Below are 13,311 nucleotides of genomic sequence, written 5' to 3'. Positions count from 1 at the left end.
ATTAAAAGGTCATTTTCAAGTTAAATCCGACACTTCGAGTAGAAGGTAAACTTCCCATTTCTACTGCACCAGATGCATTACTGGACGCTTGGAAAAGACTGGTTTCTGGGTCTATGTGTGGAATCGCACTGTAGATAATCAATAAATTACGCCCCTCTACTCCTAAAGTAGTTTGTTTAATGAACGTCCCTGTAAACCAATTGGACGGCAGGTTATAGCTCACACGAAGCTCCCGAAACTTCACGAAGGTCTTACTGAAGATCGCTCCCTCTGCTACATCTCCCGAGGAGTAATTACTCCAGAATTGCTGAGGAGTAACGGTAATATCATTCGGACGTGTTGTGCTATCCCCATTCTCTATAACGGCCACCTTATCCAGGTACATTCCCTCTCGATTAACGGTGGTCTCCTCCACTAATCCACTTCCTCTCAACGATGCAACTGTACTTGAATACATCACACCTCCATGATTCCAATCAATCAGCCCACTCAGTGTAAATCCCTTCCAGGTAATGGAATTTTGCAATCCCATAATAAAGTCAGGATTAATATTCCCGAAGGATTCATTATCTCCTACCATTCGTAAGCCTGTTTGTGGGTCAACGAGAATCTCTCCTGTTTCAGCATGTTTTTTAAACCCTACCCCAAACAGCTCCAACGGCTTTCCTGGTACAGCCTGAATGGATATTCCATTAAACCCGGAAGCCATTTGTAATTTTTCCAGCCCATTAGCCAAGGAAACTACCTTGAAGTTATTTTTTGTAAAGTTCAACTGAATATCCCACTGAAAGTCCTGAGATTTTACAGGAGTGATGGTATACAATAACTCTATCCCTTGGTTTCTTACTTCTCCTGCGTTGATCATCTCAGCAGCAAAACCTGTCGAAATAGGTACCGGTAAATTTATAATCTGATCTGTGGTAGAGATACGATATACTGTAGCATCCAATCCCATTCGTCCATCAAAGAACTGTAGCTCTGTTCCTATCTCAAAGGAGTTTTGACGCTCCGGCTTCAAGTCGGTAGGAGGAACAATACTCGATCCGGAATAAGAAGTATATCCTAAGAATGGGTAGTTATTACTCTGTCCATACTGTCCAAAAATATTCGTCAAAGGAAAGTATCTATATTCCAATCCATAAGGACTGGTATCACTACCCACCTGTGCTGCTCCCACCCTTAACTTACCGTAGGATAGCACATTAGAGTTTAGCTGAAACGCATCCGTGAAAATAAAGGAAACACTTGCGGCTGGATAGAAATAAGACTGATTGTCCTTAGGCAATGTAGAAGACCAATCATTACGTCCTGTCAGGTTAAGCGTAAGATAATTGTTGTAGGTCAGAGAAAGATCCGCGTAAGCCCCAAACAAACGTTTCTTAGAATAACCCCTGTCGGGAGTATTCGTTACTGCATTAGAAGGGGTATATATCCCTGGCACTTCCAAATCCTGTGCAGTATTGGTTGTACGCTCAAAAGATCTCTCGTTAAACTCATGTCCTATAATTGCTGTCAATTTAAAAGACTCTGAAAGCTCCTTGTTAATGGCAGCAATCAAGGAAGTGGTCAGCTGTCTGGAGTTAATAAAGTCTGTCGTAAAATTACCATCCCTGGCACCCAGTGTTCCCACTGCACTTCTCCTAAAACGTTCATCATCCCGGTAATCCAAACCAACACGACCCGTAATATTTAACCAATCCAGAGGAGTTGCCTTTAACTGCGTAAAACCAAAAATACGGTTGACTTCTACATCATTACCATTCTTCTCGGCAATCCAGTAAGGACTATTACTGAAGCGGCCATAAGGATCTTGGGTACCATCCGGATTCAAGTACAAGCGATTTAGGCTTAATGTTCTAGGAATCCCATTAATAATAGAAGTCAATACATTAGGGCTGTTTCCTCCTTGTGTGGCCGATCCTCGGTTATCTGAATTAACGTAGTTCAAACCGATACGTGCCTCAAAAACCTTTGTCAAACGCTGTCCGGCATTTACTGCCAGGGTATAACGATTAAGAGAGGCCTCAGGAATAATACCCGTTTGATTCAGAGAGGTAATGCCTATCCGAAAATCCCCTTTTTCTGTCGCATCAGAGACATCTACGGTATTCATGAAAAGCATCCCCGTTTGATAGAAATCTTTTACGTTGTCAGGGTAGGCAGTCAATGTTTCTGTGGGCCATTGCCCTACAGGTACATCATTCAGATCCAGTTCATAGTTATAATAAGGAACTTCTTGCCCTTCAATGCGAGGTCCCCACCCGTTCAGTGCATTCACATCATACTTTCCTTCCAATCCCGGACCATACGTATTTTGAAAGTTCGGTAAGCGTAACGGCTCCTCAAAACGAGCGCTGGAATTTACTGAGATCACAGGACCTCTTTTGGCAGATCCCTTCTTGGTGGTGATGATAATTACTCCATTGGCTGCCCTGGAACCATATTGCGCTGCCGCCGAAGCTCCTTTCAAGACCGTTACCGAAGCAATATCAGCAGGGTTAATTTCTCCAGCACCATTCCCAGCATCAAACGCTCCCTGTATACCACTACCTGTCGTCACATTGCTATTCCCGATAGGTACTCCATCCACCACAAACAGGGGTTGGTTATCTCCACTTAAGGAACTGGTTCCTCGAATCACGATACGGCTGGACCCTCCCAAGTTACCACTTGCCTGAGATACCTGTACTCCTGGTACCTTACCGGCCAAGGAATTCACAAAATTCGGTGACTTAGCTTTAACAAACTCCTCTCCGTCTACAGAGGTTACCGCATACCCCAAGGTGCGTTTCTCCCGTTCAATTGCATTGGCCGTAACGACCACCTCATCCATTTCCTGTGCCTCTTCTACCAAGATGACATCAAATTGTGTACGGTTACCTACTTCGATTTCCTTGGTAGAGTACCCGACAAATCGGAAAATCAAATGAGTTACTCCTTCGGGAACGGTAACAGAGAACTGTCCATTGGCATTGGTAATTACCCCATTATCTGTTCCTTTCAGTACAACGGACACTCCAGGCAAGGGGCCTGTATTATCAGCTACCGTACCTGTTACTCGACGCTCTTGTGCGTGTAATAAGAGATGACAAGAGCATAGCAACAGCATCAGAAAAATATGCTTCATGAGTTTTTGATTTGTTAGAATAAAAGAGCGTTGAATAACTGTATTCGTAAACTCCCAAAAAGGATGAGTAAGTGTCAGAAAAGGAGTCAATCCATATACCTGGGTCTCTTGGACAATAATATATTGTTTGTTTGGAGGATAAGGTATCATCAGCAGTCTGTGATGCTTTTAGGTTACCTAAATGGGTTATCGTACTCTCCTGGAGTGTTATTTCTATAGATATATCTTACTATAAATCCTCATGGGTTTTTAATAATTTATAATAAGTGTAATTAATAAGCACGATTTTAACTATAATATTTAACAGGCTCTTTAAAATGTCCAATATTCTATTATTTCCTCTTGATTTCTTCCCAACCTGTCTTCCCGTTTTTTTGCTTCTTTCTTATTTTTTCTTTGTTGTAGACAATCACAGAGATACACAGAACGATGTTTTTATTTGTACTGTTTACTCTGTTAATAGAGTAGAATGCGCTTCAAGCTCAATCACAAAACCAATAGGCGTTTTCTCAGCGCCTTTCAAAGACAATCATGAATCACTGTCTTTCATCTAAAAATATCATTCACCATGTCTAAAGAAACCCAAAAAGCGGAAGGTAGAGTTATCGTTACCCATAGTCGGTGCCTGATGTCTCTTGTCGTTGCACATTCTTTAGGAAGAAAAGGACTCGAAATCATTTATTTTTTATCGTTTCTTTAAAAAATTTATTGCTGCAGCCAGAGAAAAAGGCGCTTGTTACAAATAATCAAATTCATCAATCTTACTTGTTATAATTATATCAATGACTTACAGTCTTATTTACTTAGAGGTACATGCTAAACAGCCTCTATCTTTTCATAAGCCCCTTTATGAGGCGTTACAACAAACATTCACTGCTCTTGAAGGGCTTAGTTTTGAAGCGGACAACTTCTCAGATGATATTACTTTAAATGCATTAAAGGATTTGCTAGATCATTCTGAACATCTATATGTCATTATTAATACCATCTCAGAAGGAACTTTAAAAAAATGGTACCCGTTTTTCAACAGATTACTGAAAAGAAAAGAATCGAGCAATATCTATAGTATAGGAGAAAGTTCCGCTGTTCTGGATAAACTATTGAGACCCTTTGGGAAACAACATCAGCATCATCATAACGAAAAAGTATTCATTGAGGATTTTCAAAAGATGATTTCCAAACAAGTCTAAATCATCTCACTCATTCCCAATAAATTACAACAAAGTGTTGGGAATGATAAAAATATATCATAGATTTGCACTCCTTTTGTGCCATATGCACTTAAAGGAAAGGATAAAATGCAGAAAACGACAGGAATATTTTCAGGTCTTTTTGCAGTATCCGAAGTTGGTTTATTGTTCAAATAATTAAATTGTTTTACAGTGGATACATTAAGCTACAAGACTGCTACAGTCAGCAAAGCTACTGCAAACAAAGAGTGGGTTTTGGTTGATGCAGAAGGCAAGACACTAGGTCGTCTGGCTACTGAGATCGCGATGATCCTAAGAGGAAAGCGCAAGCCGAGCTTCACTCCAAACGCAGATTGCGGTGACAACGTAGTTGTTGTAAACGCAGAAAAAGTTGTCCTAAAAGGAAATAAGTGGGCTGATAAAGTTTACTTGAGACACACTGGTTACCCAGGAGGACAAAGAGCTAGAACTGCAACAGAAATGTTGGAGAAATTCCCAGAGCGTATCGTTGAGAACGCGGTAAAAGGTATGCTACCTAAGAACCGTTTGGGAAGAGCGTTGTACAGAAACTTGCACGTATATGCAGGTACTGAGCACAAACACGAGGCACAAAGCCCTAAGAAAATTGAGTTATAATTTTATTGATTAAAATTTAAGATGGAAGTAATTAACACTATCGGCAGAAGAAAAACTTCTGTAGCAAGAATTTACCTGACTCAAGGTGAAGGAAAAATTACTGTCAACAAGAAAAATCTTGATGATTATTTCCCATCTGCTATCCTTAGAACAATTATCAACCAACCTCTGGAACTGACAAACGAGGCTGGCAATTATGATGTTAAGGTAAACGTACAAGGCGGTGGTATCACTGGCCAAGCAGAGGCAGTAAGATTGGCAATTGCAAAAGCAATGTGCGAGATCAACGCAGAACACAGACTTGTTCTTAAGCCTGAAGGTCTACTTACTCGTGACCCTCGTATGGTCGAGCGTAAGAAACCAGGTAGAAGAAAGGCGAGAAGAAAGTTCCAGTTCTCGAAGCGTTAATCGTTTCTGCTGGCAGCAAGGTGCGTGGATTTATTCGTCACTATGGCGAATATTTTCTCCACTCGCATCTACTTGTAAAATTTAATTAGTAAAGAATCTAATATCATAATTGCATAATGAAAACTCTGGATTATAAAGAGCTTTTGGATGCAGGTGTACACTTCGGACACTTGACAAGAAAGTGGAACCCTAAAATGGCTCCTTACATCTTCATGGAGCGTAACGGTATCCACATCATCGACCTTAACAAAACGAAAGCATCTCTTGAGCAAGCTCAAAATGCGATCAAAAACATCGTGAAATCAGGTCGTAAGGTAATGTTCGTAGCGACTAAGAAGCAAGCGAAAGAAATCGTTGCTCAGGAAGCTGCTAACTTGAAAATGCCTTTCGTTACTGAAAGATGGTTAGGTGGTATGCTTACCAACTTTGCTACTGTAAGAAAGTCGTTGAAAAAAATGAGCTCTATCGACAAGCTTATGAAAGACGAGGCTTTCAATGCTTTGGCAAAAAGAGAGCGTTTGATGATCCAACGTGAAAGAGCAAAATTGGAGAGAGTATTGGGCGGTATCGCTGACCAGTCTCGCCTTCCTGCAGCCCTTTTCATCATCGACGTGAAAAGAGAGCACATTGCAATTAAAGAAGCAAAGAAGTTGGGTATCCCTGTATTTGCAATGGTTGATACTAACTCAGATCCTGATGGTGTTGACTACGTAATCCCAGCAAACGACGATGCGTTCAAGTCTGTAGCTTTGATCACTTCTGCAATCGCTTCAGCGATCGAAGAAGGAATGGCAGAGCGTAAGAAAGACAAAGAAGAAGAGAACGCAAAAGCGGCGGAAGCTGAGAAAAAAGCAGCGGACGAAGCTGGTGAATAATTGTTGATTTTTCCAACTCCTTTTAATTTTTAATACAATGGATATTAAAGCAACAGAAGCAAAAATTAAGGAGCTAAAGGCAAAACAAGGTGATTTCTTCAAGCAAAAGAAGGCAGACAGAAATGCTGCTGACATTGAAGCAATCAGAAAAGAGTTGAACGAGCTTAAAGCTCAAGCTTCAGCGGCCTACAAAGCTTCGAAATAAGAAATATTATCTTATATTTGAACCCGCAAAGTGCCCTGGCATTTTGCGGGTTTCAAATTTGTAAACATCTGGTTTACAATTCCTTAAAATATAATTCTTAGAGCTGATGACACGGCTTATTTGAATTGGAACTCCTCTCAGGAAACAAAACCCTGAGATTCCTATTCATTCATCCTGATGACATCACACTCTATCATTCTTTAACGATCTAAATAGATTTAAAAATGGCTATTACAGCAAAAGACGTTCAGAAGCTTAGAACTATCACAGGGGCGGGTATGATGGATTGTAAAAAAGCCCTACAGGAAGCAGACGGTGATTTTGACGCAGCAACTGAGATCCTTCGTAAGAAAGGACAGAAAGTAGCAGCAAAAAGAGCTGACAGAGAGACTTCAGAAGGAGATGTTTTCACTTGGACTAGCGAGGACAACTCTGAAGCAATCGTTATCGCTCTTGGTTGTGAGACTGAGCCTGTAGCTGTAAACGATTCTTTCGTTGGTCTTGGTGAAACTATCCTTAAGGCAGCTATCGAGCACAAACCAGCAACAAAAGAGGAGTTGATGGCTATCGAAGTAGAAGGCGAAACTCTTGAGGCTAAAGCTACTGAGCTTATCGGTAAAATCGGTGAGAAAGTACACGTTTCAGGATACGTTTACACTAAAGCTGAGAAAGTAGCTGTTTACAAGCACGGACGTAAAGTTGGTGTTGTTGTTGAGCTTGAAGGAGCTGGCGATGCTGACGTAGTTGAAGCAGGTAGATCTGTAGGTATGCAAATCGCTGCGATGAGCCCTCTAGCGGTTAACCCTGATGCGGTTGATTCAGCTACTATTGAGAAAGAGAGAGCATTCGGTCGTGAGAAAGCATTAGAAGAAGGCAAGCCAGAGAACATCGTAGACCGTATCGCTGACGGTTACGTGAAAAAATTCTTGAAAGATAACACGCTTACTGAGCAGGCATTCGTTAAGGATCCTTCAGTAACTGTTGCTCAATTCTTGGACAACACTCAGAAAGGCCTTAAAGTAGTTAACTTCCAGAGAGTAGCAACTACTGCATAAGTTCTGCCTGTTCACAAGAGCTTAGGTTCTTGCTGACATAAAAATAAAAAGCGTCATCACCTGAAAGGGTATGACGCTTTTCTTTTATCCGTACAGGAGTTGTTATTCTTCCCCCGCCTTAACAAAGGTATATTCTACCTCTAAACGTTCCGGCTCGATCAATACATCCGAATGATACTCATATTCTGCAGACAAAACTAATTCCCATTCTGATAAATCATACTTGACAACCTGTGCTCTTCCCATAGCATCCACCGGTAAATCCGGCCCAATGCCTTCAAAACTCATATCCATGGTAGCATTCAAATGATCTACCTGATACACAAAATCATAACGCACTCCATTAGTATCCTGATACCCTTTCCTCGCTAACATACCGGAAACCTCTTCATCCGTAAATGTTAGTGTTGTTGCTAAATCGCTTATTCGTTTTTGCTCTCCCTCCAGATTAGTATAAGTCAAATCTAGCAATATCCAAGTCCCCTCAAATTGGTCAAGTTCTTTATCGAATGTACTAGTGCAAGAAGTGAAGGTAAATAAAAGTGTAATTAAACTGCTAATAATGAGTCTCATTCCTTATTTGTTAAATAGTTTTTGATTCTTCTAACTATAAGACAATATCAAATGACCTTTGGACAAGGTGTCTTCATCCCATGAAGGGCCCTTACTACTTTTTTTCTTGTAATAATAAAAGAATAGTATTGGATTGAGTTGATTAAAAGTTTTTTGACTAGAAATACCTTACGTACAACGCTTTAGTTGTGAATACTTTATTCTAAAAGTATTTACTAATATTAATAAATATTAAACAACACTACTAGCCGAGGTAATTGGAATACTACCATCTAATGCCATTGATATATAAAAAGGCTTCATAGTTATCAAAAATAACCCACAACACATATTACAAGCACCACTATGAAAAGAATTACTCTTTTGGGGATATTCATGGTGCTACTATTGAGTTCTTTAACACGATCAGTAGCCCAAGTAAACTGTCCCGGAAAAGCCTACCTATTTCAAAACAGCTTAACAGACCTTTATGAAGTAGATCTAGTCACTGGAGATACTACTTTAGTTATTGATGATATACTGGGTAATGAAAGTGCTAATCGCACCTTAAATGCCGCTGCATTTAACCCTGTAGACGGCTATCTATATGCATATCGATCACAAACCAATCAGCTTGTAAGAATAGATCCCTCTACATATGCCGTAACAATCATTACCGTACCTGGAATGTCAACAGGGAGTTATATCATTGGTGATATTAACACCAGCGGACGATACTATATACATTCTCCCGGAAGAGATTCTACACAAGAAATAGATCTTTCGGATGTGGATGGGACGGGACCTGTATTTATCAGGGATTTTCCTTCTACCAACCCCACAGGGAGCGATTGGGCTTTCAACCCTGTAGATGATTTCCTTTACTCCGTACGGTCTGGTAATAATTTAGTAAAAGAGGATACGGCAGGTAACTTAATCTTTAATATTCCTTTATCAGGAGACATTACTTCTCAAACTGGTGGTTTTGGAGCTGTCTACTATGACTTAGATGGAAACTTATACGTTAGTAATAATAATTCAGGAAGAATCTTTCAAGTCCCTTTAACTCATACCATTGCTGATACAGCAACCACAGTCACATCTACCTTTTTCACACAAGGGCCTGCATCAAGTAATAATGATGGGGCTCGTTGTGCATTGGCGGTAATTCAATTGGATTATGGTGATGCACCAGATTCGTATAAAACAACAGTCAACAGTGATGGGCCGCGTCATTATATTGAAAATGACCCTGTGCTCACCTTGGGAAGTGCGGTTACCTTTGAAGGCGATGCCTTGGGAGTAGATGCCAATTCTGATGATGAAGATGCGCTTTCAACATCACTTTCTCTTGATTTTGATTTTTCCGTACAGGTACCATATACCAACACCCTAAATCAAACGGCCTATGTTTACGCCTGGTTAGACTTAAATGAGGATGGACAGTTTTCTGCTGATGAAATACGTACCACAACAGTCGGACAAGGAAGTGGCGATCTATCTTTTAACTGGTCTGAGTTGAGTTGCTTCAGTGATACAGTGACCTATTTACGTGTTCGGATCTCTTATGATCAATTGAGTGATAACACAGCTACCAACAGTTTGGATGAGCGTTCTTGTGGACTGGCTATAGAGGGAGAAGTCGAAGACTATGCGGTCCGTACCAATAAACTAGCCCTCTATACCTCATTAACCAATGTCCTATGTAACGGAGACCTGACAGGAGAAGTGAACTTAACCGTTACAGGTGGATCAGGCACCTATACTTACCTGTGGACAGGACCTTTGGGCTTTACTTCTACTGCTCCGAATATAGGAACTTTAGCTGCAGGGTCTTATAGTGTCACAGTGACCGATGTCGTAAGCTTCTGTTCAGAAATGCTTTCCTTTGACATTACGGAGAATACTGCCCTAGGAATCACGATAGATGATCTTCAAAATGCGACTTGCGACAATGATGGAAAAGGCTCGGTGATACTGTCTATCACAGGAGGTGCTACCCCTTATACTTACCTTTGGTCCGACGGAGCTACCACGAAAGATCGCCTAGATCTAGATCCAGGTACCTATGACGTAACCGTCACCGATGCAAATGGTTGTACAAGTGTAGAAACAATAACGATTGGAGGAGGTAATACGATTCCAGATACTCCTGCAGCAATTAATGAACGTATCTGTATTGGAACGCAGGCTTTATTAGAATTTGCAGATAGTGCAGCCGGTGTAACCTATACCTGGTATACTTCAGAAAGTTCTAATGATATTATCTCCATAGGAAATAGCTTCTTGACAGATACTTTACAAGAAAGCACTACCTTCTATGTCAGCTGTACCATTGATAGCACCGGATGTGAAAGCTTACGAGCAGAGGTTTTTGTAGAGGTCGTAGACTTTAAGTGTAACGCACTGAAACAATATTGGAAGTTCTCTGGTGTAGAATACGATGTAACATACCGTCAGGATGAACGCCTCTATATTTCTCTAAATAAAGAAGATCAACGTGCGATTTCTTCAGAACAAGTAAGTTTCACTTTATATCGTATCGATGGAAATGTGAAGACTATCGTCAATTTCCAAACAGATACTACCGTTCCTTATATATTCGATGAGCAAGGTATTGATTTTATCGATAGTGGAGCTGGGGATTACAGTTTAGAGGTGTGTCAGCAATTTGCTCCTCCATATGCCCCAGATACTGTTAACTGCTGCTATGAAATTCCATTCAGTGTTTCTGCAGTAGACGGCAATTGCGGTGTATTAAACTGGTCAATTGATGGGGTGATAGCCCGAGAGTATTACGATAAAGGCGAATCACTATACTTCAGCGCTTTGTCTGATAACTGGACCCCTACTCCTGAGAAGGTAATCTTCAGAATATATAAACAGGAAGGTTCACAAGAAAACTTACTGGATGAATACTTAGACAATACTGCTCCTTATCAGTACAATGATAGCACAGCCTTTGTTCCAACAGTTGGAGGTATATACAAAGTAAAAGTCTATGTCCATCTACCGGGCGGAGAGGTTTGCTTTAAGCAAGTGTTGTTTTATGTCAACGGAGAGGGATCCTCTAATCCATTCCCGATTTGTGAAACGCTCGACTGGCAGTTGGAAGGTGTGCATGAAGGACATGCCATCGAACTGGGAGATACCTTGAATATCACGGTTAACACGGACGGTTGGCCTCGTGTACCAAATAAAATCACGTACCGATTGTTTGAAGTAGTGGGACTAGGAACAGAGAATGAGATCCTAGTCAGTGAAGATACGAACGCACCGTTCAACTTCCAGTGGACTGCAGATCGCTCCTCCCTAATGAAAGTGAAGTTCTATGCTGACTTTGGTAATGATGGTACATGCTTCTATCAGTTACAATTTGTCGCAGGAGAGGGTGCCGAGCAAGTCTGTGATGATTTGATTTGGTCTATTCAGGGAATCGATAATCTACAAACCTATGCACCAGGAACGACCTTCTATCCATCACTAAGACTAGAAGATTGGGTGGAAGCCCCACATATTGTCGATTTTGATTTGTATAGAGTGGAAAATGGAGTTGAGGTATTAATAGATTCAGAAACGATTAATGCCAATCCTCCATATGAGTTCCGTTCAGACGTAGGTCTAACGGTAAATGAAGAAGGCTTCTATGTGTTAAAGGCATATACCCTACTTTGTAGTGGAGAACGTTGCTTCAAGCAAGTGAAATTCATCATCAGTACAGATGCTGGTAATTCTAATACCAGGGTCGCTAACTTCTACCCTAACCCAGCAGTAAATACCTTGAATGTAACACTAGTAGATAAGCAGGTCAGTGAAGCAGTTTATGTGACTTTGTATAATACCAGTGGCATAAAAGTGGTTGATCGTCAGGTTCTGACTGAAGGAGAGGCGATTGTTAACATCAGTGGTCTACCATTTGGTATTTATCAGGTCGTACTCGAGAACGATTCTACTGGGGTGATTGATAGCTTTAAAGTGATTAAAGAATAAAAAAGGTGTGAATATTCACCTTGCATAGAGTGCAGAGTACTGATTACATTTCACAAAAAGGACACGCTATTGGCAGTATATGTCGTGCGTGTCCTTACTTTTTATATTATGAGAACAAGTTTGCCTCAGTGTATGAGATACGTAGCACTACGAACAATGATTACCCAAAGCTTCCTTCCTGATTATCTTTTTCGCCCCTTCTCCCTTGACAATTCCTTTTTCCTTATCTAGCCAAACAATTGCACCGGTTGGACATCGCTGCATTGGTTCTTGAGTCAATTGTCCTTTTTGATAATCAATCACCGGTAAATTGTCTTGCATGTGAATTAATCCAGCTGCATCCATTACACATTTTCCACAAGCCGTACATCCTACCTGACAAGCAGTCAATACCTCATCTCCTTCTTTCTTACTTTTACAATTAATCCATAATCGGTTCTCCGCTAGTTCTATAGAGAACAAGCCTTTAGGGCAAGCATCTACACAATCCCCACAAGCGGTACACTTATCCTCATTAACCCTTGGTAGCCCATTGGCATCCATCTCTATCGCTCCGAATGTACAGGATACGGCACAGTCCCCCAGTCCTAGACATCCCCAGGTACAATCCTTATCTCCTCCCGCTACTAAAGCACTTGCCTGGCAGCTTGTCATTCCTCGGTATTGAGCATTGCGATAAGCGACATTATCTCCTCCTCCACAGGCCAAACGAGCCACCCGCTTTTCTTCAGCACCAGATGCTACTCCCAGGTAAGCAGCTATAGCTTGCTTGCCCTCTTCCGTATTGACAGTACATTTAGAAGGAGCAGTCTTTTGAGCCACCAATGCTTCTGCAAATGGTCGACATCCCGGAAAACCACAGGCACCGCAATTGGCATGCGGAAGCATATTGTCTACTTGATCAATGCGAGGATCTTCGTATACATATAGTTTCTTATTGGCTACTACGAGCAGTAAGGCGAGAAGTAACGTCAGTCCTCCCAAAGCGATAAATGCAGTTAAAATAGACATAGGCGGTTATTGTTGAGGCCGCTTACGCGGCTGGTTGAGTAGCCCTTCGGGCTGTTGAGTTTCACCTTTGGTGAGTTGAGGCTTTTTGTTCATATTGTTTAGTGGAGCTTCGCTCGTTCATGATGTTTAGTTGTTCAGCTATTCGGTATACTATTCTTCCGTGGCCCCTTGTCCTACAGACCGTGCGTGAGGCAAGGGGCTACATTGTATCATCAGAATAGAAATTTAATTTTTATGCCTTCTATCTCACTAGGTCAATGAC

The 13,311-nt window shown here is 41.1% G+C and carries 10 protein-coding genes; 7 read left to right on the top strand and 3 right to left on the bottom strand.

Annotated elements, in window-relative coordinates; all coding sequences use genetic code 11:
- Nucleotide 1: 1 nt before the first annotated feature.
- Nucleotides 2-3,127: a SusC/RagA family TonB-linked outer membrane protein gene (locus ABD985_RS15100; RefSeq protein WP_345373133.1), complete on the bottom strand. Its 3,126-nt coding sequence runs from the start codon at nucleotides 3,125-3,127 to the stop codon at nucleotides 2-4.
- Between the two features lie 782 nt (nucleotides 3,128-3,909).
- Here ABD985_RS15100 and ABD985_RS15095 point away from each other — a divergent pair.
- The 6 genes from ABD985_RS15095 (at nucleotide 3,910) to tsf (ending at nucleotide 7,496) form a co-directional block, all read left to right on the top strand.
- Nucleotides 3,910-4,317: a hypothetical protein gene (locus tag ABD985_RS15095; RefSeq protein WP_345373132.1), complete on the top strand. Its 408-nt coding sequence runs from the start codon at nucleotides 3,910-3,912 to the stop codon at nucleotides 4,315-4,317.
- A gap of 192 nt (nucleotides 4,318-4,509) precedes the next feature.
- Nucleotides 4,510-4,953 (top strand): 50S ribosomal protein L13, encoded by a 444-nt coding sequence (gene rplM, locus ABD985_RS15090; RefSeq protein ID WP_345373130.1) that lies wholly within the window; start codon nucleotides 4,510-4,512, stop codon nucleotides 4,951-4,953.
- A 21-nt stretch (nucleotides 4,954-4,974) separates the two neighbouring features.
- A complete protein-coding gene (rpsI, locus tag ABD985_RS15085; RefSeq protein WP_345373128.1) occupies nucleotides 4,975-5,361 on the top strand; it encodes a 30S ribosomal protein S9 in 387 nt (128 codons plus the stop codon).
- A gap of 116 nt (nucleotides 5,362-5,477) precedes the next feature.
- A complete protein-coding gene (rpsB, locus tag ABD985_RS15080) occupies nucleotides 5,478-6,236 on the top strand; it encodes a 30S ribosomal protein S2 (protein WP_345373127.1) in 759 nt (252 codons plus the stop codon).
- 37 nt (nucleotides 6,237-6,273) lie between these two features.
- The gene (locus tag ABD985_RS15075; protein WP_345373124.1) at nucleotides 6,274-6,441 is read left to right on the top strand and encodes a hypothetical protein; all 168 of its coding nucleotides are present in this window, start codon (nucleotides 6,274-6,276) and stop codon (nucleotides 6,439-6,441) included.
- Nucleotides 6,442-6,665: 224 nt separating this feature from the next.
- Nucleotides 6,666-7,496, top strand: coding sequence for a translation elongation factor Ts (tsf, locus tag ABD985_RS15070; protein WP_345373122.1), 831 nt, complete (start codon nucleotides 6,666-6,668; stop codon nucleotides 7,494-7,496).
- A 102-nt stretch (nucleotides 7,497-7,598) separates the two neighbouring features.
- On the opposite strand, the gene ABD985_RS15065 is transcribed toward tsf, so the two are convergent.
- The gene (locus ABD985_RS15065) at nucleotides 7,599-8,069 is read right to left on the bottom strand and encodes a hypothetical protein (protein WP_345373120.1); all 471 of its coding nucleotides are present in this window, start codon (nucleotides 8,067-8,069) and stop codon (nucleotides 7,599-7,601) included.
- A 345-nt stretch (nucleotides 8,070-8,414) separates the two neighbouring features.
- On the opposite strand from ABD985_RS15065, the gene ABD985_RS15060 reads away from it, so the two are divergent.
- Complete coding sequence (locus ABD985_RS15060) at nucleotides 8,415-12,038, top strand: DUF6923 family protein (protein ID WP_345373118.1); 3,624 nt, start codon at nucleotides 8,415-8,417, stop codon at nucleotides 12,036-12,038.
- 147 nt (nucleotides 12,039-12,185) lie between these two features.
- Here ABD985_RS15060 and ABD985_RS15055 read toward each other — a convergent pair whose 3' ends face one another.
- Nucleotides 12,186-13,049: an RnfABCDGE type electron transport complex subunit B gene (locus tag ABD985_RS15055; RefSeq protein WP_345373115.1), complete on the bottom strand. Its 864-nt coding sequence runs from the start codon at nucleotides 13,047-13,049 to the stop codon at nucleotides 12,186-12,188.
- Nucleotides 13,050-13,311 lie beyond the last annotated feature (262 nt).

The organism is Algivirga pacifica (assembly GCF_039543525.1).
In the GTDB taxonomy this organism is placed as follows: Bacteria; Bacteroidota; Bacteroidia; order Cytophagales; family Flammeovirgaceae; genus Algivirga; species Algivirga pacifica.
This window is presented reverse-complemented; position numbering and strand designations above follow the sequence as displayed.